This is a genomic window from Mycobacterium sp. URHB0044, from assembly GCF_000620625.1.
GTDB lineage: Bacteria > Actinomycetota > Actinomycetes > Mycobacteriales > Mycobacteriaceae > Mycobacterium.
Map to the genome: position 1 here is coordinate 548,442 of NZ_JIAW01000001.1, position 25,359 is coordinate 573,800.

The window sequence follows — 25,359 nt, forward strand, 5'->3', positions numbered from 1 at the left end:
AACCCCGATGACCACCCCTCAGCACCTGTCAGACCGCTACGAACTCGGAGAGATTCTCGGGTTCGGCGGCATGTCAGAAGTTCACCTTGCGCGCGACGTGCGGTTGCACCGCGACGTGGCGGTGAAGGTGCTGCGCGCCGACTTGGCCCGCGACCCGAGCTTCTATCTGCGGTTCCGCCGGGAAGCCCAGAACGCCGCGGCGCTGAATCACCCCGCGATCGTCGCGGTCTACGACACTGGCGAGGCCGAGACCGCCAACGGGCCGCTGCCCTACATCGTGATGGAGTACGTCGAGGGTGTGACGCTGCGCGACATCGTGCACGCCGAGGGCCCGATGGACCCCAAGCGCGCGATCGAGGTCATCGCCGATGCGTGTCAGGCGCTGAACTTCAGCCATCAGCACGGCATCATTCACCGCGACGTCAAGCCGGCCAACATCATGATCAGCAAGGCCGGCGCGGTCAAGGTGATGGACTTCGGCATCGCCCGTGCGCTCGCCGACAGCGGCAATCCGATGACGCAGACCGCCGCGGTGATCGGCACCGCGCAGTACCTCTCGCCCGAGCAGGCGCGCGGCGAGAAGGTCGACGCCCGTTCCGACGTGTACTCGCTGGGTTGCGTGCTGTACGAAATGCTCACGGGGGAGCCGCCTTTCGTGGGCGACTCGCCGGTCGCGGTGGCCTACCAACACGTCAGGGAAGACCCGGTGCCACCGTCGGGTCGCCACGACGGGATCTCGCCCGAGCTGGACGCCGTGGTGCTCAAGGCGCTGGCCAAGAATCCCGAGAACCGCTATCAGACGGCCGCCGACATGCGCGCCGATCTGATCCGCGTGCACAGCGGCGAGGCGCCGGACGCCCCGAAGGTCTTCACCGACGCCGAACGCACGTCACTGCTTTCGGCGGCCACGCCCCCACGCGGCGGCCGCGCGATGCCGACCGAGCACATCCCGACGCACCAGCCGGGCTACGTCGAGCCGGCACGTGGCGGGTCGATCAAGCGCTGGCTGATCGCCGTCGCGGTGCTCGCCGTGCTGACCGTCGTGGTGACGGTCGCGATCAACATGATCGGCGCCAATCCGCGCGACCAGCAGGTGCCCGACGTGCACGGCATGCTGCAGAACGATGCCGTCGCGCTGCTACAGAACCGCGGCTTCAACACGAGCATCGACCAGAAGCCCGATTCCAAGGTGCCACCGAACCAGGTGATCAGTACCGACCCGGACGCCAACACCGCCGTCAGCGCCGGTGAGGACATCACCGTCAACGTCTCCACCGGCCCCGAGCAGCGCGAGGTCCCGGACTGCAGCACGAACCTGACCTATGCGGAGTGCGTCAGCAGGCTCAAGGACGCCGGTTTCGAGCGCTTCAAGCGGACGGATTCGAGCAGTCCTACCGTGCCGAAGGACCGGGTGATCACGACCATCCCGTCGCCGAACCAGACGTCGGCGATCACCAACGAGATCAACGTCCTCGTCAGCTCGGGGCCTGGTACCAAGCAGGTCCCGGACTGCGCAGGCCTCACCCAGGAGCCATGCCAACAACTCCTGACGCAGAGCGGATTCGAGAAGAATCTGCCCGTGCCGGTGGATAGCACCAAGCCCGCCGGACAGGTCATTGGAACCAATCCCGCTGCGGGCCAAGTCGTTCCGCTGGACACGGTGATTCAGATCCAGGTGTCGCAGGGCAACCAGTTCATCATGCCGCCCCTGAGGAACATGTTCTGGGTGGACGCCGAACCGCTGCTGCGATCGCTCGGCTGGACCGGTGAGCTGATCAAGCTGCCCAACGCCCAGAACAGCGGCGCACCGACGAACGCGGTGGCCACACAGGACCCGGCGCCCGGCACCCCGACGAACTACACCGCGTCGATCACGCTGAGCTTCGCGCAGTAGCCGACCGAACCGTGTCGGCGACCTCCTGCTCGAGCCGGCTGACCAGACCCTCGGCGGGCGCGGTGCCGCACAGCGTCAGCCAATTGGCCAGCATCCGGTGGCCGCCCTCGGTGAGGATCGACTCCGGGTGGAACTGGACGCCGTGGATCGGCAGCTCGACGTGCTGCACGCCCATGATGACACCGCCCTCGGTGCGCGCGGTCACCTGAAGTTCCGCCGGGAGCGTCTCCGGCAGAATCGTCAGCGAGTGGTACCGCGTCGCGGTGAACGGATCCGGGAGTCCTTGCAGCACACCGATATTCGCGTGATGCACGCTGCTGGTCTTGCCGTGCAGGAGTTCGGGAGCGCGGTCTACCGTGCCGCCGAACGCCACGCCGATCGCCTGGTGTCCGAGGCACACCCCGAGCAGCGGCGTCTGCGCGGCCGCACACGCGCGCACCAGCGGGATGGACGCGCCTGCCCGTTCGGGGGTGCCGGGACCGGGGCTGAGCAGGATGCCGTCGAATTCCTCGGTAGCCGCAAGGACGGCGGCGTCGCCGTCGAGCCGGGCGTCGTCGTTGCGCCAGACGGTCGCGTCCACGCCGAGCTGGCCCAGGTACTGGACCAGGTTGAACACGAAGCTGTCGTAGTTGTCGACGACCAAGACGCGCATTCGACCAGGTTACTGGGTGCGCTCAGTACCCAAGGGGGCCGGCGGGCTTGGCGAACCGCATGCGGACCGACGCCGGGTATCCCACCAAGTCGACCCGGTCCCGCGCCTCCTCGGTGTAACCGAGCCCGAACCGAACCACGTACTGCTTGTAGAGCGTGACCAGCGGTGCCGCGGCCAGCGCAGCCCGCATTGCCGGGACGTCGCCGATCGCGGTGATCACGTACGGCGGACTGTAGGTGCGCCCGTTGAGCAGCAGAGTGTTGCCGACGCAGCGCGGCGCGGTGGTGCCGATGATCCGTTGATCCTGCATCTGGATGCCTTCCGCCCCGGCAGTCCACAGAGCGTTCAACACCGCCTGGACGTCCTGCTGGTGGACCACGAGGTCATCCGGGGAGGCGTCACCGGGAAAGCGGCCCTCGGCGTCGCGCTGCGCGTCGTTCAACGTGATCACCAGGCCGGGGCCGTGCACGGGTTCGAGGCCGGCCTCGGCGGCCAGCGCGTCGGCGCGGCCGTTGATGGCGGTGAGCGCGGCGTCCGCGCCGGGGGAGCCGCCGTGATGGTTGTCGATCTGAGCGACCAGCGAGTCGCGCTCGCCGGAGAGCCGGTCGACGGACCGGTTGGCGTCGCGGACGAGGTCGACGAGTCGTGGCGAGTCGCTGCGCCGGATCTCACCGCCTTCGGACGCGGTGTGGGTGGCCGCCAGCAGGAGGCCCGCGCAGAGGCAGACGATCGGGACGCCGAACCGCCAGGCGGAGCGTTCGGCCATCGTCTCCTCCTCGGTGGCCTTCGCTTTTCCTTGAGCGGAGGCCTGCTGGGTTAGGCTCTCAAGTGCATCCGCTCCATCGTCGCACCCGTGACGCCGACTGTCCGCGAAGGTACCCATGCCCAAGTCCAAGGTTCGTAAGAAGAGCGACTTCACCGTCAACCCGGTAAGTCGCACTCCGGTCAAGGTGAAGACCGGGCCCTCGAGCGTGTGGTTCGTCGTGCTGTTCATCGGATTGATGTTGGTTGGCCTGCTCTGGCTGCTGGTGTTCCAGTTGGCGGCAACCAACCCCGTCGACGCGCCGAGTTTCCTGCAGTGGATGGCCGACCTCGCGCAGTGGAACTACGCCATCGCGTTTGCCTTCATGATTACCGGTCTGTTGCTCACGATGCGGTGGCGGTGACCATCCTTCGCATGAGGATGCATTCAAAGTGGTCTCGGCGCGTTACCCGTTCCGCAACCTTTTCGTCACCCAATCACATCGTTGTGATTCATCCCCATTGGGGATAGCGCCTGTGGATAACTCGATACGCCACGGTTAGAGGGTGTTCACAGCCGATGCAGCAAACTGAGTGGGGTCCGCCGGCCGCCGGAATTGCAGCGTGCGGATTCGTCGGCCTATTGATGGCTACGGCCGTTGTGACCGTAGTCACAGATGCTCCAGGCCGGCTCATCACGGGGATTGCCGCGGTCGGACTACTGGCGTTTGCAAGCATGTCGTGGCGCGCACGCCCAAAGCTGGCAATCACGGCCGACGGACTCATGATTCGCGGGTGGTGGCGGACGCACGTTTTGCGCCGTGGCGACATCGCGAAGATCCGCATCACGGAGTTCCGCCGGATCGGACGCAAGGTGCACTTGCTCGAGATCGACACGGTGCCCGACGACCGCTTGCTGGTATTCACCCGATGGGATCTCGGGACAAGTCCACTCGCAGTGCTCGACGCGTTGACCGACGCCGGGTACGCGCGCTGAGGCGCGCGCACTCGTGGCGCGGTGAGGACCCCGGGGAGGGGCCTAGGAGATCGTGACCGACTCGATGACGACCGGCTCGACCGGACGGTCGCTGCGGTCGGTCGGCGTCGCGCCGATGGCGTCCACGACCTTCTGCGACTCGGGATCGACGACCTCACCCAAGATGGTGTGCTTGCGGTTCAGGTGCGGCGTCTTGCCAACGGTGATGAAGAACTGGCTGCCGTTGGTGCCCGGCCCCGCGTTGGCCATGGCCAGCAGGTAGGGCTTGTCGAACTGCAGCTCGGGATGGAACTCGTCGGCGAACTGGTAGCCCGGGCCGCCGCGGCCGGTGCCGGTCGGGTCGCCACCCTGAAGCATGAAGCCGGCGATCACGCGGTGGAAGACCGCGCCGTCGTAGAAGGGTCCCGACGTTCCGCCCGTCGCATTCTCGGTGCTGTAGTCCTTGGTGCCCTGAGCCAGGCCGACGAAGTTGGCGACGGTCTTGGGGGCGTGGTTGCCGAAGAGTGCGATCTTGATGTCGCCGCGGTTGGTGTGCAAAGTCGCGGTCGCTGTCTGAATGGGGCTCGTCACGGGATCCCAGTCTGCCATTCGCGTTTCGGCGCCGGATCTCGCCCCCGCCCGAATAGTGTTGTCGCGGTCACCGGCCGCCCACGCCATCCCCGTTGATGGCAGGCTGGGAGTTCGATCGATCCAGTCCGCAGAGAGGTTGTGGCATGAGCTCCAAGACCAGCACCGTTCGGTTGACGCCCAGTGAGCGGTTCGCCCGTGGACTGAAGTACTCGACGGTGGGTCCGGTAGACGTCACCAGGGGAGCGGTCGGGCTCGGCGTGAAATCCGTGCACTCGTCGGCCTCTTGGCTGGGCGACCGCTACCGCAGCGGAAAGCTACGCAGGGATCTCGCCGCCGCACAGGAGTCGATCGTCAACGAGCTCGCCGCCGCGCAGGAGGTCGTCTACAACCTGCCGCAGGCGCTGCAGGAAGCCCGCCGCAGCACGAGACGCCGTCCCCGTCCGATCCTCCTGATCGCCGCAGGCGCCGCGGTGCTCGCAGCCGGCGCGGTGACGTTCTCGATCATCCGACGGTCCGCGCAGCCGGAGCCGTCGCCGCTCGCACCGAGTGTCGAGGTCACGCCCAAGCCCTGAAACACCGGGCATGCGCGTCAATAACGGCACGCTGGATCGCTACATTCTTTCCATGTCCGACGATCCGCTGTATTCCTCCGCGACGAGCGCGATGCTCATCGCCATGACCGCCCTGCTGCGAGCCGAAGGAGTCTCGGCAGCTGCGGGGCTGGAGCGGGCGCACACCGCATGGCGAGACCACATCCAGACCAGGGGCAACGATTCGTGGGAATTCGCCGAGTTGCGTGCCCTCGTAGGGGAGCTCACCACGGGACCCTCCTGATAGGCCGCCACTCCGTTTGGGTTTACTTCGTCCAAAAGCGGGGACGCCCAAGGGATGCGACAGACTGCGGTCGCGCACGCCGCTGCCGTCTTCTGCGTTTTGGTCACGGGATGTGCGGCCACGACTGGCAACGCCGTGGCGCCGGTTGCCACCCCGTCGATGACTCCGCGTCCACTGGTCGAGCGTGAACTGGCCGGGCTGCTGCTGAGCGCCGACCAGGTGAACGCCGCCATGGGGGCGACGGCAATGGCGGTCACTGGCGCCGCGAGCTCGATGTCCGACGACAGCGCAACCATGGCGCCGGCGGAGTGCCTCGCCCTCGACGGTGCGGCGGAGGCCGCGGTCTACGCCGACAGCGGTTTCCAAGCCGAGCGCGATCAAAGCCTCAACGATGGCGACCACTTCACGCACTATCTCAAGCAGGCGGTGGTGTTGTATCTCCTCGTCGACAAGGCAGCCGCCTTCCTCGATCACTCCGCGCAGCAGTGGCGGTCCTGTCACCAGTACAGCCACACCCAGAGCGGCTCGCAATGGTCCGTCGGTCAGATCACCGACGCGAACGGCGCGCTGAGCACCACGGTGGCTCTGCAGGACGCCGCAGCTCCGGGATGGGGTTGTGGACGCGCGCTCAAGTTGCGAAACAACGTGATCATCGACGTCAACACGTGCAGCGCCAACCCCGGTGATTCTGCGCTGCGGATCGCCAACCAGATCGCAGACAACGTAGCCGCGCGCTGGTGATGGGTTTTTGTGGAGCCTAGGAGATTCGAACTCCTGACATCTGCCTTGCAAAGGCAGCGCTCTACCAACTGAGCTAAGGCCCCTAGGAACTGCAATCAGCCGGGCTGATCGGCCGCCGCCTCGTGCCACACCTCGGCGCCGTGTCGAGATCGCCACACGAGCACCGCCACGGCGACCGCGACGGAAAGCAACACCAACCTCACGGTGCACCCTTCCAGTGAGTCCGCCGGTCGAACCGGCAACCGTGGGCCTGGGAGGACTCGAACCTCCGACCTCTTCGTTATCAGCGAAGCGCTCTAACCACCTGAGCTACAGGCCCGTAAACGCACTACGGCCGAGCGCCGAGATTACCGTAATGCCGGCCGTCGACCCAAACCGCGGGCGTTAGTCCCTGTCGGCGAGCGTGACCTCGACGCCGCCGACGATGTCGGTGGTGAGGTTGTAGATGAACGCGCCGCAGGTCGCCATCGCGGTCAGCAACACGATGTTGACCAGTCCGATCAGCGCAGCACCGCCGAAGATCGTTCCGCTGGACACCAACTCGCCGCCGCTGCCGCTGGCACTGGTGAGCAGATCGCCGACGTTGCTGTTCAGCTTGCTCCACACCCCCATGCCGCCGAGCACGAGATACAGGAACGCGACGGCGATCATCCACACGAAGAACAGCGCGACCGACAGCACCAGCGAAACCTTCAACACGCTCCACGGGTCGAGCCGCCGAATCTGCATGCTCGCGCGGACCGGACCCTGCGGTCGGTTGGCCACCTGGGTGCGGCTCGAGCCCGGCGCCCGGGTGGCCGGCTCGGGGCGTTCGGCCTGCTTGCGCTGTTGACCGCGGGGCGCGGCCCCCGAGAGATCGGGGATCTCGCTGGCGTACGCCTCCGGGCGCACGGTCTCCGTGCGGTCGTTGCGGGCGGGTGCCTGCTCCGCCTCGCGCGGTGGACCTTCGCGCGGCGCGGCTTCCCGGGGTGCGGCCGCATCACGAACGGGCGGCGGACCGGACGGTGCCGCCGGGCCCCCGGAGATGAACCGGTTCAGGCGGGCGTCCACTCCCGGCGCGTGTCCGGCGCCGGAACCCGCCCGTCCCTGTTCGGGGGACGGCTCGGGTGGGCGCTGCTGCTGCGCGGGGCGCGCGCGAGGCGCTCCCCGCTGCCACGGCGGAACGTCGCCGTGGTCACCGGCAGGCGAGCCGTTGGCACTTCCCGGCCCGTCACCCGTACGTGGGTGTCCCGGCTCGTTCGGTGAACTCACCTACGGCTCCTTCGCTCAGGCCGATCGCCGGCGGCAATCGATGTCGCGTCACGACTCGTCGGACTCGTCGTCTTCCGTCGCGTCCTCGTCGGCGTTGCGCGCGACCGCCACCAGTGTGTCGTTCTCACCCAGGTTGATCAACCGCACCCCCTTGGTTTGCCGCCCGGCCTTGCGCACCTGACGTGCCCTGGTCCGGATGACACCGCCCGCGGAGGTGATGGCGTACAGCTCGGTGTCCTCGTCGACGATCAACGCTCCGACCAGGGTGCCACGCTTGCGGTCGTACTGAATGGTGAGGATGCCTTTGCCACCGCGGCCCTGCGGGGTGTACTCCTCGATGGCGGTGCGCTTGCCGTATCCGCCGGAGGTCGCGACCAGCAGATACGTGCCCTCGCGCACCACGTTGAGCGACAGCAGCTCGTCATCGGTGTTGAACCGCATGCCCTGGACGCCCGAGGTGGCGCGGCCCATGGGCCGCAGCGCCTCGTCGGTTGCCGAGAACCGGATCGACTGACCCTTTGCGGACACCAGCAGCAGGTCGTCGTCGGCCGAGCACAGCACAGCGCCGACCAGTTCGTCGCCGTCTCGCAGGTTCACCGCGACGATGCCGCCCGACCGGTTGGAGTCGAAGTCCGTCAGCTTCGACTTCTTCACCAGGCCGTTGCGGGTGGCCAGCACCAGGTATGGCGCATCCTCGTAGCTCTTGATCTGGATGACCTGGGCGATCCGTTCCTCCGGCTGGAACGCCAGGAGGTTGGCGACGTGCTGTCCGCGCGCGGTGCGGGACGCCTCGGGCAGCTCGTAGGCCTTCGCCCGGTACACCCGGCCCTGCGTGGTGAAGAACAGGATCCAGTCGTGGGTTGAGCAGACGAAGAAGTGGTTGACGATGTCGTCCTGTTTGAGGCCGGCACCCTGCACGCCCTTGCCGCCGCGCTTCTGGCTGCGGTAGAGGTCGGACTTCGTCCGCTTGGCGTAGCCCGTCTCGGTGATCGTGACGACCACTTCCTCGCGGGCGATCAGATCCTCGTCGGCGACGTCGCCGTCGGCGGGGATGATCCGGGTGCGCCGGTCGTCGCCGTACTTCTCGACGAGTTCCGCCAGTTCGTCGTGCACGATCGCGCGCTGACGTTCCGGCTTGGCCAAAATGTCCTCGAGGTCGGCGATCTCGGCCTCGATCTTGGCCAGGTCGTCGACGATGCGCTGACGTTCCAGGGCGGCGAGGCGCCGCAGCTGCATGTCGAGGATCGCCTGGGCCTGAATGTCGTCGATGTCGAGCAGCTCGATCAGGCCGGCACGGGCGACGTCCACGGTCTCCGACGCCCGGATCAAAGCGATGACCTCGTCGAGCGCGTCGAGCGCCTTGACGAGTCCGCGCAGGATGTGGGCCCGTTCGTTGGCCTTGCGCAGCCGGTAGGTGGTCCTGCGGACGATGACGTCCAACTGGTGAACCACGTACAGCCGGATCAACTGGTCCAGTCGCAACGTGCGCGGCACGCCGTCGACGATCGACAGCATGTTCGCGCCGAAGCTGGTCTGCAGCTGGGTGTGCTTGTAGAGGTTGTTGAGCACCACCTTGGCCACGGCGTCGCGCTTGACCTCGACGACGATGCGCAATCCGACGCGGTCGCTGCTCTGGTCCTCGATGTTCGAGATGCCCGCGAGCTTGCCGTCGCGGACCTGATCGGCGATCGAGGTGATGAAGTTGTCGTGGTTGACCTGGTAGGGCAGCTCGGTGATGACGAGCAGGGTGCGGCCCCTGCTGTCTTCCTCGACCTCGACGACGCCGCGCATCCGGATCGAGCCGCGGCCCGTCGTGTACGCGTCGTGAATCCCTTGTGAGCCAACGATCAAACCGTAGGTGGGGAAGTCCGGACCCTTGACGCGTTCGGTGACCGCGGCCAAGGTGGCCTCTTCGTCAGCCTCGAAGTTGTCCAGGCACCAGAACACGGCCTCGGCGAGCTCGCGGAGGTTGTGCGGTGGCATGTTGGTTGCCATGCCAACCGCGATGCCACCGGATCCGTTGGCCAGCAAGTTGGGGAAACGGCTGGGCAGCACGGTGGGCTCTTGCACCCGACCGTCGTAGTTCGGGATGAAATCGACTGTCTCCTCGTCGATTTCCCGCAGCATCTCCATCGCCAGCGGCGTGAGGCGTGCCTCGGTGTACCTCATCGCCGCCGGTGGGTCGTTGCCCGGTGAGCCGAAGTTGCCTTGTCCGTCGACAAGGGGATAACGCAGCGACCACGGCTGGGCCATGCGGACCAGGGTGTCGTAGATCGACGAGTCGCCGTGCGGGTGATAGTTGCCCATCGTTTCGGCAACGGACCGGGCGGATTTCGCGTGTCCGCGGTCCGGCCGGAAGCCGGAGTCGTACATCGCGTACAGCACGCGGCGGTGCACGGGCTTGAGACCGTCGCGCACCTCGGGGAGGGCGCGGCCGACGATGACGCTCATCGCGTAGTCGATGTAGCTGCGCTGCATCTCCTGCTGAATGTCGACCGGCTCGATGCGATCGGTGGTCGCGCCGTCTTCGCCGGGCGGCAGGGTGGTGTCAGTCATTGTGTGTCAGCCCTATTCGTCTGTGGATGCGGCGTTAAACGTCAAGGAAGCGAACGTCTCTCGCGTTGCGCGTGATGAAGCTGCGCCGTGCCTCGACGTCCTCGCCCATCAGGATCGAGAACAGTTCGTCGGCCGCGGCGGCATCGTCGAGGGTGATGCGGCGCAGCACTCGGGCACTCGGATCCATGGTGGTCTCCCACAGCTCCTTGGCATCCATTTCGCCGAGGCCCTTGTACCGCTGGATTCCGTCTTCTGCGTTGATCCTTCGACCCGCAGCCCTGCCGGCCTCCAGCAGCCCGTCGCGCTCGCGGTCCGAGTACGCGAACTCGGGATCGCTGCGCTGCCACTTCAGCTTGTACAGCGGCGGCTGCGCGAGGAACACGTGCCCATTCTCGATGAGCGGCTTCATGAATCGGAACAACAGCGTCAACAGCAGCGTCGAGATGTGCTGGCCGTCCACGTCGGCGTCGGCCATCAGCACGATCTTGTGATACCGCAGCTTGGCGAGGTCGAACTCGTCGTGGATGCCCGTGCCGAGAGCGGTGATGATCGCCTGGACTTCGGTGTTCTTCAGCACACGGTCGATGCGGGCCTTCTCGACGTTGATGATCTTGCCGCGAAGGGGCAGGATCGCCTGGTACATCGAGTCGCGGCCGCTCTTCGCCGAGCCGCCGGCCGAATCACCCTCCACCACATACACTTCCGACAGGCGGGGGTCGGTCGAGCGGCAGTCGGCGAGCTTGCCGGGAAGGCCGCCGATGTCGGTGGCGCTCTTGCGGCGCACCAACTCGCGGGCCTTGCGCGCAGCCATCCGGGCTTGGGCGGACGAGACCGCTTTGTTCACAACGGTCTTGGCCTCTGCGGGGTTGGCCTCGAACCAGTGGCTCAGCTGCTCGTTGCAGATCTTCTGCACGAACGACTTCACCTCGGTGTTGCCGAGCTTGGTCTTCGTCTGGCCTTCGAACTGCGGGTCGCTGACCTTCACCGAGATGACCGCGGCGAGGCCCTCGCGGATGTCGTCGCCGGTGAGGTTCGGGTCCTTCTCCTTCAGCAGCTTCTTGTCCTTGGCGTACTTGTTGACCACCGTCGTCAGCGCGCTGCGGAAGCCCTCTTCGTGGGTGCCGCCCTCGTGGGTGTTGATGGTGTTGGCGAAGGTGTGCACCGACTCGGAATAGCCTGCGTTCCACTGCATCGCGATCTCGACCTCGTGGCCGGGGCCCTTGCCGTCGAAGTCGATGATGCTTTGCTGAATCGGGGACTTGGTGCGGTTGATGTGCTTGACGAAGTCCACCAGTCCGCCGGGGTAGTGGTAGGTGCGGTGCTTGGTCTTGTGCGGACCCTTGGCCTCCGCTTCCTTCTCGTCGGCCGACTTGGGCGCCTCGGCGGTGTCGCTGACGACGTCGTCGACGACCTGGTCGACCGTGACGCGCTCGTCGACGAGATCGATCGTGAGTCCCTTGTTGAGGAACGCCATTTCCTGAAGCCGACGGGCCACGGTCTCGAAGTCGTAGACGGTGGTCTCGAAGATGTCGGGGTCCGCCCAGAACCGGATCGTGGTGCCGGTCTTCTTGGTCGGCCCGCCCTGCTTCAAGGTGCCGGGAACCGAGCGGTCGTAGTACTGGAACCACTCGCTGCCGTCACGCATGACGGTGGCCTCGAGTCGGGTGGACAGGGCGTTCACCACCGACACGCCGACGCCGTGCAAACCGCCGCTGACGTTGTAGCCACTGTTCTCACCACCGAACTTGCCGCCCGCGTGCAGCTGCGTCATGACGACGTCGATGGTTGGAACGCCCGATGCGTGCATGGCGACGGGGATACCGCGGCCGTCGTCTGCGACCTGGACGCTGCCGTCGCCGAGGATCTTGACGTCGACCCTGGTGGCGTAGCCGGCCATGGCCTCGTCGATCGCGTTGTCGACCACTTCCCAGACGAGGTGGTGCAGGCCGCGCTCACCGGTCGACCCGATGTACATGCCCGGACGTTTACGGACTGCCTCCAGGCCCTCGAGAACGGTGATCGAATCGGCGCCGTACTCCTTGGGAGCACTCTTCTTCTGGGCAGGCACGTTGAACGCGTCTCCTTGGTCTTTGGCAGGGGATACCAGCTAAGGGATCGGAGGCCCCTTGCGGATCTGTCGTTAGTCTACCGTTCGACCCCGTCAGGACTGACTCTGAGGCTGCGTTTCTGCACACCTAAATGAGCCGTGCGCGGAATTTCTCGGCGATCCTCGCGTCCGGCCGCTCCAGAGAACCGCTTCGCGGATTGGCGCGGCTCTCAGCGGCCCCTCAGTCCCAGGTCATCCGTAGGTGTCCCGGGGGCCTCGACCAGCGATGTGATACCTGCCCTTTCGCCACGTCGGCGCGGTCGGACCGACGATCCGCAGCGACGTCACCACGCCGTCCCCGACCGCCGCGGCGATCTTCGCGAGGATCTGCGCCTGGACCATCCGCAACTGGGTCGCCCAAGCGGTGGATTCGGCCTCGATGGTGAGGATTCCTTCGCGTAGCGACGACGGGTTCGCGTGTTCGGCGATCTGCTCGCCGACGACCGTCGGCCACTGGCCAAACACCGAACCCTCGGCGACGCGGGGGGTCCAGCCCTGACTGCGGGCGAGGTCGCGGGTGGCCGCTCCGAAGGTCTGCGGATCCCTGGCGTCGGGTCCGGGACCCGACCACGTGCGCCGCTTGCCCTTGCGGGGCACCCGGCGTGCGGGGGAGGTGCGGCCGCGGCCGACGTCCTTGCCCTGGCTGCGGGCGGCGCCGCGCGCCTCCTCCAGCGTCCGGCGCACCAGATCCATCCCGCGCAGATGCGCGAGGTGCTCCGGCGGCGCGGGCGCCGACGCCTCGGCGTCGTCATTCTGTCCGGACTCCGTCATCCGATCACCTCCGAGAATCGACCCGTGTCGTCATCGCGCATGCCGATCTCGATGCGCCGCGCGTCCCAGTCCTCGGGAACGTCGTCGTGCACGGCCGCGGTGACGAGAACCTGCTCGGCGGACGCGGCCACGTTGACGAGCGCACGGCGGCGTGCCGTGTCGAGTTCGGCGAAGACGTCATCGAGTAGTAGCACCGGATCGCTGCCCTCCGATCGCAACAACTCGTAGGCGGCCAACCGTAGGGATAGCGCCACTGACCACGATTCGCCATGGCTGGCAAAGCCTTTCGCGATCTGATCGCCGAGCCGTAGTTCCAGATCGTCGCGGTGTGGGCCGACGAGACAGACTCCGCGCTCGACTTCCGCGGGGCGCTTGCGGGCCAGTTCTGCCAACAACGCCGCTTCGAACAGTTCCGTGCTGACGGTGCCTGCGGCAGCTTCGGCCTCGATGGTCTCGACCGAACTGCGGTATCGGATGGCGGCGGCACGGGTTGCAGGGGCCAGGAGTTGGTAGGCCTTCTCGACCTCGGGGGAGAGCTGGTTGACGAGCTCCACGCGCGCCGCGATGAGTTGCGCACCGTAGGTAGCCAGGTGTCCATCCCACACGTCGAGCGTCTCCAACGCGCTGGCATCGCCGCGAAAGCGGCCGCCCGCAGCGGTTTTCAACAAGGCGGAGCGCTGACGGAGCACCTTGTCGTAATCCGCGCGGACGCCCGCGATGGTGGGACGGCGGGTGGTGGCCAATTCGTCGAGGAAGCGCCGCCGTTCACTTGGATCACCGCGCACCAGCGCCAAGTCCTCGGGTGCGAACAACACCGCACGCAACACCCCGAGGATTTCGCGGGCGCTGCGGACGGGGGAGCGGTTCAACCGCGCCTTGTTCGCCCGCCCTGCCGTGATCTCCAGGTCGACGGCGAGCTCACGTCCCTCGTTGACGACGATGGTGGAGACCACCGCTCGTTCGGCTCCGGCGCGGATCAATGGTGCGTCGGACGCGACGCGATGTGAGCCAAGCGTGGATGAATACCACAGAGCTTCAACGAGATTCGTCTTCCCGAAGCCGTTCGATCCGATGAACACCGTGCGCCCGGGTTCCAGCTCCAGTTCGGCCTGCGGCCAGGACCGGAAGTCGGTCAACCCCAGATGACGGACGTACAAATCTCAACCCCGTGTCGCCTCGATCGTGCGCGCCGGATCATCCGGACTTACTGATCCTCTTGACGGCGTGACCACCGAACTGATTCCGCAGCGCCGCGACGGCCTTCATCGTCGGCGAGTCATCCTGCCGGGACAGGAAGCGCGCGAAGAGTGCGGCCGCGATGCTCGGCACCGGAACCCGCAGTCGAATCGCCTCCTCGACGGTCCAGCGTCCTTCGCCGGAATCCTCGGTGTAGCCGCTGATGCCGGCGAGTTGCGGATCTTCCTTCAGTGCCTTGGCCAGCAGTTGCTGCAACCAGGACCGCACCACCGTGCCGTTCGTCCACGCCTGGTACACCGCTTGCGGATCCTTCACCAGATCTTCTGCGGCGAGGATTTCGTAACCCTCGGCGTAAGCGGTCATCAATGCGTACTCGATGCCGTTGTGCACCATCTTGGTGAAATGGCCCGCACCGACCGGCCCCGCATGGACGAAGCCGTCGGCCACGTCCCCGGGTGGGCGCAGGGCGTCGAAGATCGGCATCACGCGTGCCACGTCGGCGTCGGTTCCTCCGACCATCAGCCCGTAGCCCTCGGTCAGGCCCCAGATGCCACCGGATACTCCGGCATCGATGAACCCGATTCCCTTGGCGGCCAATAACTTCGCGTGCGGAGCATCTTCGGTGTAGCGGGAGTTGCCGCCGTCGATGACGAGGTCGCCCTCGCTGAGTTCTTCGGCGAGCGCGACGATGGTGTCGTGCGTGACCGGGCCCGACGGCACCATCACCCACACCACACGCGGCGCGGGGAGTGCCTCGGCCAACGCGCCAAGCGTCGGAACGTCGGTGACCTCCGGCCGCGGGTCGTAGCCAACGACTTCGTGTCCGCCTTTTCGCAGACGCTCCCGCATGTTGAAACCCATTTTGCCGAGGCCGACCAACCCCAATTGCATGTGCGCTTCCTTCTTGGCGTAGGGCCGGTCAGCCCGGAAGGCGCACCGGCATCAACAAATAGACGTAATCGGTCTGAGCGGCAGGGAACGGCCCGGACGAACCGACGTGTCCATCATCCTCGCCTGCCGGACGTAATACGGCCGGACGGCTGGGTGTCGTGAATCCGAACGTCACCTTCTCGGAGTGCAACGAGCCAAGCCCGTCGGTCAGGTAGGTCGGGTTGAATGCGATGGTCAGCGGTTCACCCGAGAACTCGACCGGCAGATCCTCCTCGGCGCGCCCCACGTCGTCGGCACCGGCCGACAGACGCAGCGAATCCTCGGTGAACTCCAGCCGAACCTGTGCTCCCCGGTCGGCGACCAGCGCCACGCGCTTGATGGCCTCGGTCAGCTCGGCGACGCCGATGGTGGCCACCGCGGTGTGCTCCGCGGGCAGCAACTGCCGAAACTTCGGGAATTCCGCGTCGAGCAGGCGGCTGGTGGTGCGCTTGCCGTTGCTGCGAATGCCGAGCAGCCCGTCCTTGCCGACGGCGCTTCCCGCTCCCAACGACAACCGGACGTCGGAACCATCGGTGCCCGCCTTGGCGGCTTCGGCGAGGGTCTTGGCCGGCACGAGCACCGCTGCCTCGAGATCCGCGGCCTCGGTGGACCAGGTGAGTTCCCGCACCGCCAGCCGGAACCGGTCCGTCGCGGCCAAAACGACCTTCTCGCCGGAGATCTCGACGCGGATGCCGGTGAGCATGGGCAAGGTGTCGTCGCGACCGGCGGCGACGGCCACCTGTCCGATGGCCTCGCCGAACAGATCCGAGGCCACCACGCCCGTCTCGTCGGGCAGTGTGGGCAGTGTCGGGTAATCCTCGACGGCCATGGTCGGCAGCGAGAACCGTGCACTTCCGCAGCTCAGCGACACCCTGGTGCCCTCGACGCTGACGTCGACCGGCTTGGCCGGCAACGAGCGCGTGATGTCGGACAGCAACCTGCCTGACACCAAAACGCTTCCAGGAGAAGCGATCTCGGCTGCCACTCGAACTTCGGCCGACACTTCGTAGTCGTATCCGGATATCACCAGGCCGTCGTCGGAACCGGTCAGAAGCACACCGGACAGGACGGGCACGGTGGGCCGGCTGGGCAGGATCCGTGCGACCCAGGCCACCGCGTCGGCGAAGTCCTCACGGACCAGCCGGAACTTCAAATCGGTGAGACCAACCGTCGTCGTCACCACGTCCATAGCGTCCCTTCGATGCAACCAGACCAACAAGCTCTAAGCAGCGGATTCAGACTCGTCTTGCGACGCGTCGCGGTCCTGCGATCAGTCGACCGTACCGGCTGTCGAAGAACCACCGTAGAGCCTTCCGCTCCAACTTGAAAGCTAATCGCCTGCACCGACGAGTGCGACCGCGAACCGGCCCGATGCCGGTCCGGACGACGTGTCCCCAGGGCCCTACTTTTAGAAGAAACTCCTAATGGAGAGATGAGTATTAGTAATAGGGGCTGTGCAGGTTGGGGATGAAGGCATTGGCGCGCTGGTGGGACGCCGTCGGCGCTCGTGTACGGATTGTGGATGATCTGCTCGTGAACGACCGCGGTCTGTGCACGGATCGCGGTGTGTGAACGACGCGGCGACGAGTGCCCCGGTTGTCCGGAGGTTGTGCACAGCAGTTTCCACGAGGATTTTGTGTGACGAGTGGTGCAGTAGCGACCAAAGTTTTTCAAAAGTCCCCGGCGAAATTCGTCGGTCAGCGCTTGGAGCGCTGCCGAATCCGGGTGGTGAGTTCGGTGACGTGGTCGAAGATTTCGCGTCGTTCGGCCATTTCTCCGCGAATCTTCTTCTCCGCGTACATGACGGTCGTGTGGTCGCGGCCGAACGCCTGACCGATCCTGGGCAGGGAGAGATCGGTGAGCTCGCGGCACAGGTACATGGCGATCTGACGGGACTGCGCCAGGGCCCTGGTCTTGCCGGGACCGCGGAGCTCTTCGACGGTGATCGCGAAGTACTCAGCGGTGACCGCCATGATGGTGGCCGCGCTGATCTGCATCGTGCTGGCATCCGAGATGAGGTCGCGCAGGACGATCTCGGCGAGGGACTTGTCGATCGTGGTCTTGTTCAGCGACGCGAACGCCGTGACACGGATGAGCGCGCCCTCGAGCTCGCGGATGTTGCGTTCGATGCTGCTCGCGATGAGCTCCAGGACGTCACCGGGCACGTCGAGCCGATCCATCTGGGCCTTCTTGCGCAGAATCGCGATGCGCGTCTCCAGCTCCGGAGGCTGGACGTCGGTGATCAGTCCCCACTCGAACCGGGTGCGGAGCCTGTCCTCCAGCGTCGCCAGCTGCTTCGGCGGCCGATCGGAGGAGATGACGATCTGCTTGTTCGCGTTGTGCAAGGTGTTGAAGGTATGGAAGAACTCCTCCTGGATGCCTTCCTTGCCTTCGATGAACTGGATGTCGTCGACCAGTAGGACGTCGATGTCGCGATAACTGCGCTTGAACGATGCCTTTCGGTCGTCACGGAGGGAGTTGATGAAGTCGTTGGTGAACTCTTCGGTGGAGACGTACTTGACGCGCATGCCGGGAAACAGGCGTTGGGCGTAGTTACCGGCGGCGTGCAGGAGGTGCGTCTTGCCAAGCCCCGACTCGCCCCAGATGAAGAGGGGGTTGTAGGCCCGGGCTGGCGCCTCGGCGATGGCGAGGCTGGCGGCATGCGCGAACCGGTTCGATGCACCGATGACGAAGGTGTCGAAGGTGTAGCGGCGGTTGAGGCTGACGTCGTTGGTCGAGGAGGAATTCTGCGGCTCGCGGGTGAAGTACGTCGGCCAGCTGGCCTCGGCGCTGGCGAGAGCTTCCTCGTCTTCGTCGACCTCATCGGGGTCGGGTGGACCCTCGTCGCCGGGAATCGGGTCCGGCGCCGATTCCGGGTTTGCGATCCGGACGCCGAGTTCCACCCGCTGTCCGAGCCGACGGCTAAGACTCGTGATGATCGGCTCGCGCAGATGACGTTCGATCTCGTTTTGGACGAACGGGGTGGGAACCGACAGCAGAGCAAACCCCTCGGTGATGACCAATGGCTGGACCATCTTGAGCCAGGCTCTTTGCTGGGGGGTGAGTGACGGTGACGCGGATCCGCCGTTGACGGATGCTCGGGAGGCGGGGTCGCCGTTGAGCTCGGCGACGACGTCGTTCCAGATCGCGACGAACGGAGGATCAGGGTCGGTTGTCAAAAGAGACGTACCCCCTCGAGGCCGCTCTTGAGACGGCCGAATAGACGAAGCCCAAACTGTCCACAAAGTTATCCACAGGCTGTGGACAGCGGACAGTGGGTCGTCGCGTCGTTGTCTACTTGTCGGAAGGCCGTTCCCCGGAGCTCGTCACAGCGGGTGGAAATCTGTGGGCTCGCGGGTGAGTGGTCATCCTCAGTTGGTTGTCCGTGGCCGCTCCACTCTGAAACGGCATTGCCAGAAGCTAACAGTTTTCGCGGCAGGTGCCAACCGTTCTGCAACATTCACGTGACCTTCGTGAACGCCGGCTTACGGCCCGTGAATATTGTGACGAGTGTGGTGAATTCGGTGGTCGGCGCGAGTGGTTTGACCTAGGGAAATCTCGTCAGTACCCTCGAACAGTCGCCCGAACGTGGCGACACGGCTGCGACCCGGATGTTCGGGGTACCGCGCCGGGGCTAGCAAGCGAGACCGACGTTCATCCGAACGGCGCCTGTGTCCCAACCGGCATGACGACGTCGTGGCGGTGAAGGATGCCGACGCGACAGTAACTGAGGAGAGACAGCCGTGGCCAAGGGCAAGCGGACTTTTCAACCGAACAACCGACGGCGCGCACGCGTGCACGGCTTTCGGTTGCGCATGCGCACCCGTGCCGGGCGCGCCATCGTGTCCGGCCGGCGCAGCAAGGGCCGTCGTTCTCTCACTGCGTGATTAGACGCAGGATTTAGCGCGGTGCTTCCGGCCCGGTACCGGATGACGCGGTCGACGGATTTCGGGTTGACGGTCAAACGGGGAGTCCGTGCCGTCCAGCCCGACCTCGTCGTGCATGCTCTCCGGTCCGCCGAAGGCGACGCTCCGAAGATCGGCTTCGTTGTCTCGAAGTCCGTCGGCAATGCCGTCCAACGTCACCGCGTCTCGCGCAAGCTCCGACACGTCGCCCATGGTGTGGTCGACGAACTGGGTGCGGGGGACCGGGTGGTGGTTCGCGCTCTGCCGGGTAGTCGTGACGCCATGTCGGCAAGACTGGAGCAGGAATTGCGAGAGGCGCTGCGGCGGACGGGCCCGGAGGGCCGTACCCCTGGGAGCCGAAAGGGTTCCACGCCCCGATGAGCGGACGCGGGCCGAAGGCCAGGATCGTGGGCGGCGTGATCTTCGCGATCGAGCTTTACCGAAACATGATCTCGCCACTTCGCCCGCCCTCGTGTCGGTTCACCCCGACGTGCAGTCAGTACGCGGTGGACGCCCTACGTCAGCATGGGCTGATCCGCGGTGGTTGGTTCGCGGTGGTGCGGCTGCTGAAATGTGGGCCGTGGCATCCAGGAGGATGGGATCCGATACCGGACCCGCCGCACGCGCATGACGACCACGCCGACGGAGGCGCCACGTTGAGGAGCGATTCGCTTGTTTAGTTTCGATTGGTTCAGTCTCGACTACATCTATTACCCGGTCTCCGCGATCATGTGGGTTTGGTACAAGGCCTTCGCGTTCGTGCTGGGCCCGTCGAACTTCTTCGCCTGGGCGCTGTCGGTGATGTTCCTGGTGTTCACGCTGCGGGCCATCCTGTACCGCCCGTTCGTCCGGCAGATCGAGACGACGCGCCAGATGCAGGAGTTGCAGCCACAGATCAAGGCGCTGCAGAAGAAGTACGGCAAGGACCGCCAGCGGATGGCGCTGGAGATGCAGAAGCTCCAGAAGGATCACGGCTTCAACCCGATCCTCGGCTGCCTTCCGATGCTTGCCCAGGTGCCGGTGTTCCTCGGGCTGTATCACGTGCTGCGGTCGTTCAACCGGACACAGGGCGGCTTCGGGCAGCCGCAGTTGTCACCGGAGTTGAACCGGTCGCTGGGGAACTACTTGTTCAGCGCGACCGACGTCGGGCACTTCCTGGACGCGAACCTGTTCGGTGCTCCGCTGGGCGGGACGATGATCCAGACGACGGGCATCGGCGCGTTCAAGGAGTTCGACCGGCCGGCGGTCATCGCCGTCGGCATTCCGCTGATGATCATCGCGGGCATCGCGACGCACTTCAACAGCCGGGCGTCCGTCGCCAGGCAGAGTCCGGAAGCGGCGGCCAATCCGCAGACCGCGATGATGAACAAGCTGGCGCTCTACGTGTTCCCGATCGGCGTCGTCGTCGGCGGGCCCTTCCTGCCGCTCGCCATCCTCTTCTACTGGGTGTCGAACAACATCTGGACCTATGGCCAGCAGCACTACGTCTTCGGCAAGATCGAGCAGCGCGAGGAGGCTAAGAAGCTCGAGGAGTTGGAGCGCCGCGCGTCGAACGCTCCGCCGCCGGGCGCGAAGCCGAAGCGCAACAAGCCCGCCCCCGGCGCGAAGCCCGCGGCGGCGAAGCCCACGGACAAGGTGTCGGACGCCGAGACGTCGTCGGCTGCTGAACTCACCGAGACCGCGGGGGACGAGATCGCGGCCCTCGACGAGTCGGCAAGCCCCGATGCGACGACGCCCAAGAACGGTAGTGCGCGCAGCGGAACACCCAATCGCGCTCCGCGCCGAACCAACAACCGGCCAAAGAAGCGAAGGCCCTGACCGGAGCCGACCGCGGATCACCAACCGCGGGCCGACCGGTGGACGAGGAAGAAGGACGGACATGACAGAAGCTGATACGACCGAACGCAGCACCGCGCCAGCGGACGAACCGAAGGGCGAGGAGCTCGAGGATCGATTGGTGGCCGAAGGCGAGATCGCCGGCGACTACCTCGAGGAGCTCCTCGATCTGCTCGACTTCGACGGCGACATCGACCTCGACGTCGAGGGGGATCGCGCCATCGTGAGCATCGACGGGGGCGACGACTTGAACAAGCTCGTCGGCCGGAAGGGTGAAGTGCTCGATGCGCTCCAGGAGTTGACGCGGCTGGCTGTGCACCAGAAGACCGGTGAGCGCAGCCGGCTGATGCTCGACATCGCCAAGTGGCGGCGGCGTCGTCGGGACGAGCTTGCCGCCCTTGGCGACCGGATCGCACACCGGGTGCTGGAGACGGGCGAGCGCGAACAGCTCGATCCGATGACGCCGTTCGAGCGCAAGATCGTGCACGACGCGGTCTCGGCCGTGGACGGCGTGCACAGCGAGAGCGAAGGTGCTGAGCCGGCTCGGCGCGTCGTCGTGTTGCTTGACTGACCCACTGAGTTACACAGATGTAGTTCCCATGCGGCGGCCCGATGGCGGATCCGGAGGATGTTTCACGTGAAACATGACGAACCTCCGGACACGCCATCCGTGGCCGCCGCAGTCTTTGGCGAGAACCTCGAGCGGGCCGAACGGTATGTCCGGATCCTCGCCGGTGCCGGTATCGAACGCGGTCTCCTCGGTCCCGGCGAAGTGCCGCGGCTGTGGGAGCGACACGTACTCAACAGCGCCGCCGTCGCCGAACTGGTGGGGGACGATGAGCGGGTGGCGGACGTCGGGAGCGGGGCTGGACTGCCGGGCATCCCACTCGCCTTGGCGCGCCCGGGAGTCCGCGTCACGCTCATCGAACCCATGCTCCGGCGCGCCGACTTCCTGCGCGAGGTCGTCGACGAACTTGGTCTGGACGTCGCCGTGATCCGCGGCCGCGCGGAGGATAGGGACGTTCGGGTCGAGTTGGGCGAGGTGGACGCCGTCACGTCCAGGGCGGTCGCGTCGCTCGACAAGCTGGCGAGGTGGTCCCTGCACCTGCTGCGTGAAGGCGGACGCATGTTGGCGATGAAGGGCGACCGTGCCGACGAAGAAGTTGGCGAGCACCGACGGGCACTGAGCTTGTTGGGTGCGGTGGACATAGGGGTGGTGAAATGTGGCGTGGACTATTTGAATCCACCCGCCACCGTGGTCGTAGCGCGACGCGGGAAGCGGACATCGCGATCGAGCCCCAAGGGGCGATCGGGCAGGAGCAGAGGATGACACCGTCCACCGACGGCGACGCGGCGCACGACAGGCCACCGCCCCCCAATGTTTCACGTGAAACATGGACGTCGAGCTCTGGCGAGGCCTGGAAGGACGACGCTGCCCAAGACACCCCGATCGGGGCCGAAGCCGAGAGGGCGGTGCGGCTGCTGCACACCGCCAAGGCAAAGCACCTTCGACGGCCGCCCCGGCAGCGGGTCTTCACGATCGCGAACCAAAAGGGTGGCGTAGGCAAGACCACCACTGCGGTGAACATCGCCGCGGCACTGGCTCTGCAGGGACTCAACACGCTCGTGATCGACCTCGACCCCCAGGGCAACGCGAGTACGGCGCTCGGCATCGAACACCGCGAAGGCACCCCGTCGTCGTACGAAGTGCTGATCGGGGAGATCCCTCTCTCGGGTGCGCTGCAACGCAGTCCGCACAACGAACGGCTGTACTGCGTTCCGGCGACCATCGATCTGGCCGGCGCAGAGATCGAGTTGGTCAGCATGGTCGCCAGGGAAGGGCGGCTCCGCAACGCGCTCGCCGCGCTGCAGGAACACGACTTCGACTATGTCTTCATCGACTGCCCGCCGTCGCTGGGGCTCCTCACGATCAACGCGCTCGTGGCGGCTCCGGAAGTACTGATCCCCATCCAATGCGAGTACTACGCACTCGAGGGCGTCGGCCAACTTCTGCGCAACATCGAGATGGTGAAGTCGCATCTGAATCCGAACCTCGACGTCACGACTGTGATCCTCACGATGTATGACGGCCGCACGAAGCTCGCCGATCAGGTGGCGGAGGACGTCCGGGCCCACTTCGGGGACAAGGTGTTGCGCACAGTCATTCCGCGCAGCGTCAAGGTCTCCGAGGCGCCGGGGTACGGGATGACGATCCTGGACTACGACCCGGGTTCACGGGGAGCGATGAGCTACCTCGATGCCAGCCGAGAACTGGCGGAGCGGGCGCACACGAGTCCGGGGGAGAGCCGATGAGCGCTTGCGCGAAGAGCAGACAGTACCGATGAGCGCTTGCGCGAAGAGCAGACAGTACCGATGAGCGCTTGCGTGAAGAGGAGACAGTACCGATGAGCGCTTGCGCGAAGAGGAGACAAACCCGATGACTCAACCGACACGCAAGAAGAGCGGCCTGGGGCGTGGGCTCGCATCGCTGATCCCCACCGGGCCGAGCGAGCACACGCCCGGTGAGATGGGCCCGCGCATGGGTGACGCGGCGGCCGACGTCGTGCTGGGCGGCGCCCCGGCTCCCGTCTCCGAGGTCGGCGCGGTGTACCGGGAGATCGACCCGTCCGCCATCGAGCCGAACCCACGGCAGCCGCGTCAGGTGTTCGACGGTGAGGCGCTGGCGGAGCTGGTGCATTCCATTCGCGAGTTCGGCCTCATGCAGCCAATCGTGGTGCGCGCGTTGGAATCCGACGGCGGTGCGCCTCGGTATCAGCTCGTCATGGGGGAGCGGCGGTGGCGGGCAGCCCAGGAGGTCGGGCTGGCGACCATCCCCGCGATCGTCCGCGAGACTGCCGACGACAGCATGCTGCGCGACGCCCTCCTCGAGAACATCCACCGGGCACAGCTGAATCCGTTGGAAGAGGCGGCGGCCTATCAGCAGCTGCTCGACGAGTTCGCGGTCACCCACGATGAACTAGCCGCCCGCATCGGCCGGTCGCGACCGGTGATCACCAACATGATCCGCCTGTTGCGGCTCCCCATCGCCGTCCAGCGTCGGGTGGCCGCCGGCGTGCTGTCCGCTGGGCACGCTCGTGCGCTGCTGGCACTCGAGGGAGGTACCGAGAAGCAAGAGGAGTTGGCCGCACGCATCGTCGCGGAGGGTCTGTCCGTCCGCGCGACGGAGGAGGCCGTCACGTTGGCCAACCGCGAGGGGCCCGAGACGGCGCCGGCGCCGCGCCGCAAGCCGATCCAGATGCCGGGCCTCCAGGACGTTGCTGAAAAGCTGTCGTCCGCGTTCGACACCCGCGTGACGGTGAGCCTTGGCAAACGCAAGGGCAAGATCGTGGTCGAGTTCGGCTCGGTCGACGACCTGCAGCGGATAGTGGACCTAATGAACTCTGCGAAGGCCTGACCTACCACACGTCGTAATTACGTCACTGTGACACATAGGGTCCGTCGATCGGCTGTCGACGCCACTCCGAGGAGGAAACACGTTGCGCACCAAAGGGATTCGATGGAAAGCCGGATTTCGGTGAGCGTCCGCACCGAAACCGAACCCGGCGCGGCGACCTTACCTATCCTGGAGGGGCAACCAACGAGTTCTGATCTGTCTGAAAGCCGGGGAGTCTAGTGTCGGCCCGAATCATGCCGCTGCGGCTGGAAGCCTTCGAGCAACTGCCCAAGCATGCGCGGCGATGCGTGTTCTGGGAAGTCGATCCGTCGACGCTGCCCGGCGACGATCACCTCGCCGATCCCGAATTCGAGAAGGAAGCGTGGCTGTCGATGGTCATGCTCGAGTGGGGCTCGTGCGGTCAGATCGCAGTGCCGTGCGGACCCGACGGCCAACTGGACTCGTCATCCGATGACGCGCCGTGCCTCGGTTACGCGTTCTACGGCTCGCCGCGCGCGGTCCCGCGGGCGCGCCTCTTTCCCAGCGGCCCGGTCAGTGCGGACGCGGTGCTTCTCACGTCGATGGGCATCGAGAGCGCCGAGGACGGTGACGGATTACCTCGCGGTCTGATCGCGTCGGTGGTGGGGGATCTCGTGCGCCGCGGTGTCCGCGCGCTGGAGGCGTTCGGCAGGACGGCCGAGGCATCGGAACTCAGCGACCCGCGGTTGGTGCCTGCCGAACTGCGTCCGGCGGTGCAGGTGCTCGGCGACTGCTCGATCGACCGGTGCATCGTCGATGCGGACTTCCTCGGCGACGTCGGATTCGAGGTCGTCACCCCGCATCGCTACTTCCCGCGCCTGCGCCTCGAACTGGAGCAGGGTCTGGGCTGGAAGGCCGACGTGGAGGCAGCGCTGGAACGTCTGCTGGAAAGTGCGCAACTGCGACCGGTCGGTGCCGGCGCAAGTCCGTGCGTGTAGCGAGCG

At 66.1% G+C, this 25,359-nt stretch carries 25 protein-coding genes, 2 tRNA genes and 1 pseudogene; 15 read left to right on the forward strand and 13 right to left on the reverse strand.

The features are described 5' to 3' along the window. The first annotated feature begins 7 nt into the window (after positions 1-7). The gene (gene pknB, locus N536_RS0102645; RefSeq protein WP_029112187.1) at positions 8-1,894 is read left to right on the forward strand and encodes a Stk1 family PASTA domain-containing Ser/Thr kinase; all 1,887 of its coding nucleotides are present in this window, start codon (positions 8-10) and stop codon (positions 1,892-1,894) included. Here pknB and N536_RS0102650 read toward each other — a convergent pair. Beyond that, the gene (locus N536_RS0102650) at positions 1,872-2,546 is read right to left on the reverse strand and encodes an aminodeoxychorismate/anthranilate synthase component II (protein ID WP_029112188.1); all 675 of its coding nucleotides are present in this window, start codon (positions 2,544-2,546) and stop codon (positions 1,872-1,874) included. The two genes, pknB and N536_RS0102650, sit on opposite strands and share 23 nt — an antisense overlap. A 22-nt stretch (positions 2,547-2,568) precedes the next feature. Continuing rightward, entirely contained in the window at positions 2,569-3,312 is a 744-nt protein-coding gene (locus N536_RS0102655; protein ID WP_029112189.1) for a DUF881 domain-containing protein, read from the reverse strand. Positions 3,313-3,427: 115 nt separating this feature from the next. Between N536_RS0102655 and crgA the strand changes: the two genes are divergently transcribed. Both crgA and N536_RS0102665 read left to right on the forward strand, forming a co-directional pair. Beyond that, positions 3,428-3,712: a cell division protein CrgA gene (gene crgA, locus N536_RS0102660; protein WP_029112190.1), complete on the forward strand. Its 285-nt coding sequence runs from the start codon at positions 3,428-3,430 to the stop codon at positions 3,710-3,712. Positions 3,713-3,867: 155 nt separating this feature from the next. Further along, positions 3,868-4,284, forward strand: a complete 417-nt coding sequence (locus N536_RS0102665; RefSeq protein ID WP_029112191.1) for a PH domain-containing protein — start codon at positions 3,868-3,870, stop codon at positions 4,282-4,284. 42 nt (positions 4,285-4,326) lie between these two features. Here the strand turns inward: N536_RS0102665 and N536_RS0102670 are convergent, their stop codons facing one another. Then, positions 4,327-4,872, reverse strand: a complete 546-nt coding sequence (locus tag N536_RS0102670; protein WP_029112192.1) for a peptidylprolyl isomerase — start codon at positions 4,870-4,872, stop codon at positions 4,327-4,329. Positions 4,873-4,997: 125 nt separating this feature from the next. Here N536_RS0102670 and cwsA point away from each other — a divergent pair, with 125 nt between their 5' ends. The 3 genes from cwsA to N536_RS0102685 are packed head-to-tail and all read left to right on the forward strand — an operon-like array spanning position 4,998 to position 6,429. Further along, entirely contained in the window at positions 4,998-5,426 is a 429-nt protein-coding gene (gene cwsA, locus N536_RS0102675) for a cell wall synthesis protein CwsA (protein WP_029112193.1), read from the forward strand. Positions 5,427-5,478: 52 nt separating this feature from the next. Next, a complete protein-coding gene (locus N536_RS0102680) occupies positions 5,479-5,688 on the forward strand; it encodes a hypothetical protein (protein WP_155948389.1) in 210 nt (69 codons plus the stop codon). A gap of 54 nt (positions 5,689-5,742) precedes the next feature. Next, positions 5,743-6,429: a sensor domain-containing protein gene (locus N536_RS0102685; RefSeq protein WP_029112195.1), complete on the forward strand. Its 687-nt coding sequence runs from the start codon at positions 5,743-5,745 to the stop codon at positions 6,427-6,429. Between the two features lie 10 nt (positions 6,430-6,439). On the opposite strand, the gene N536_RS0102690 is transcribed toward N536_RS0102685, so the two are convergent. The 10 genes and pseudogenes from N536_RS0102690 to dnaA all read right to left on the reverse strand — a co-directional run bounded on the left by N536_RS0102690 (position 6,440) and on the right by dnaA (position 18,420). Beyond that, a tRNA-Ala gene (locus N536_RS0102690) sits at positions 6,440-6,512 on the reverse strand. Between the two features lie 162 nt (positions 6,513-6,674). Beyond that, positions 6,675-6,748, reverse strand: a tRNA-Ile gene (locus tag N536_RS0102700). Between the two features lie 65 nt (positions 6,749-6,813). Further along, on the reverse strand, positions 6,814-7,680 hold the full coding sequence (locus N536_RS0102705) for a DUF3566 domain-containing protein (protein ID WP_029112196.1): 867 nt from the start codon (positions 7,678-7,680) through the stop codon (positions 6,814-6,816). Between the two features lie 48 nt (positions 7,681-7,728). Further along, positions 7,729-10,236, reverse strand: coding sequence for a DNA gyrase subunit A (gyrA, locus tag N536_RS0102710; protein WP_029112197.1), 2,508 nt, complete (start codon positions 10,234-10,236; stop codon positions 7,729-7,731). A 34-nt stretch (positions 10,237-10,270) separates the two neighbouring features. Next, positions 10,271-12,304: a DNA topoisomerase (ATP-hydrolyzing) subunit B gene (gene gyrB, locus N536_RS0102715; protein WP_029112198.1), complete on the reverse strand. Its 2,034-nt coding sequence runs from the start codon at positions 12,302-12,304 to the stop codon at positions 10,271-10,273. A 231-nt stretch (positions 12,305-12,535) separates the two neighbouring features. Continuing rightward, positions 12,536-13,114 (reverse strand): DUF721 family protein, encoded by a 579-nt coding sequence (locus tag N536_RS0102720; protein ID WP_029112199.1) that lies wholly within the window; start codon positions 13,112-13,114, stop codon positions 12,536-12,538. Beyond that, entirely contained in the window at positions 13,111-14,271 is a 1,161-nt protein-coding gene (gene recF / locus N536_RS0102725) for a DNA replication/repair protein RecF (RefSeq protein WP_029112200.1), read from the reverse strand. The genes N536_RS0102720 and recF overlap by 4 nt, the downstream gene beginning before the upstream one ends. Positions 14,272-14,308: 37 nt before the next feature. Next, a pseudogene (gnd, locus tag N536_RS0102730) lies at positions 14,309-15,208 on the reverse strand (phosphogluconate dehydrogenase (NAD(+)-dependent, decarboxylating)); the annotation flags it as partial. 22 nt (positions 15,209-15,230) lie between these two features. Then, on the reverse strand, positions 15,231-16,430 hold the full coding sequence (dnaN, locus tag N536_RS0102735; protein WP_029112202.1) for a DNA polymerase III subunit beta: 1,200 nt from the start codon (positions 16,428-16,430) through the stop codon (positions 15,231-15,233). A 508-nt stretch (positions 16,431-16,938) separates the two neighbouring features. Next, positions 16,939-18,420: a chromosomal replication initiator protein DnaA gene (gene dnaA / locus N536_RS0102740; protein WP_029112203.1), complete on the reverse strand. Its 1,482-nt coding sequence runs from the start codon at positions 18,418-18,420 to the stop codon at positions 16,939-16,941. 564 nt (positions 18,421-18,984) lie between these two features. Here dnaA and rpmH point away from each other — a divergent pair. The 9 genes from rpmH to N536_RS0102775 all read left to right on the forward strand — a co-directional run bounded on the left by rpmH (position 18,985) and on the right by N536_RS0102775 (position 25,353). After that, complete coding sequence (gene rpmH / locus N536_RS41190) at positions 18,985-19,128, forward strand: 50S ribosomal protein L34 (RefSeq protein ID WP_068001749.1); 144 nt, start codon at positions 18,985-18,987, stop codon at positions 19,126-19,128. Between the two features lie 21 nt (positions 19,129-19,149). After that, complete coding sequence (gene rnpA / locus N536_RS41195; protein WP_081809013.1) at positions 19,150-19,527, forward strand: ribonuclease P protein component; 378 nt, start codon at positions 19,150-19,152, stop codon at positions 19,525-19,527. Continuing rightward, positions 19,524-19,826 carry a membrane protein insertion efficiency factor YidD gene (yidD, locus tag N536_RS41200; protein WP_081809014.1) on the forward strand — a complete coding sequence of 101 codons (303 nt, stop codon included), beginning with the start codon at positions 19,524-19,526 and terminating at the stop codon, positions 19,824-19,826. Before rnpA ends, yidD begins: the two co-directional genes overlap by 4 nt. A gap of 49 nt (positions 19,827-19,875) precedes the next feature. After that, complete coding sequence (yidC, locus tag N536_RS0102750; RefSeq protein WP_051574230.1) at positions 19,876-20,964, forward strand: membrane protein insertase YidC; 1,089 nt, start codon at positions 19,876-19,878, stop codon at positions 20,962-20,964. Positions 20,965-21,025: 61 nt separating this feature from the next. Beyond that, a complete protein-coding gene (locus N536_RS0102755) occupies positions 21,026-21,553 on the forward strand; it encodes a R3H domain-containing nucleic acid-binding protein (RefSeq protein ID WP_029112206.1) in 528 nt (175 codons plus the stop codon). Positions 21,554-21,610: 57 nt separating this feature from the next. Next, positions 21,611-22,312, forward strand: coding sequence for a 16S rRNA (guanine(527)-N(7))-methyltransferase RsmG (gene rsmG / locus N536_RS0102760; protein WP_036435022.1), 702 nt, complete (start codon positions 21,611-21,613; stop codon positions 22,310-22,312). Next, a complete protein-coding gene (locus N536_RS0102765; RefSeq protein WP_029112208.1) occupies positions 22,309-23,295 on the forward strand; it encodes a ParA family protein in 987 nt (328 codons plus the stop codon). Before rsmG ends, N536_RS0102765 begins: the two co-directional genes overlap by 4 nt. Before the next feature lie 124 nt (positions 23,296-23,419). Further along, complete coding sequence (locus N536_RS0102770) at positions 23,420-24,397, forward strand: ParB/RepB/Spo0J family partition protein (RefSeq protein ID WP_029112209.1); 978 nt, start codon at positions 23,420-23,422, stop codon at positions 24,395-24,397. Between the two features lie 218 nt (positions 24,398-24,615). Beyond that, a complete protein-coding gene (locus tag N536_RS0102775) occupies positions 24,616-25,353 on the forward strand; it encodes a hypothetical protein (protein ID WP_029112210.1) in 738 nt (245 codons plus the stop codon). The last annotated feature ends 6 nt before the right edge of the window (positions 25,354-25,359 follow it).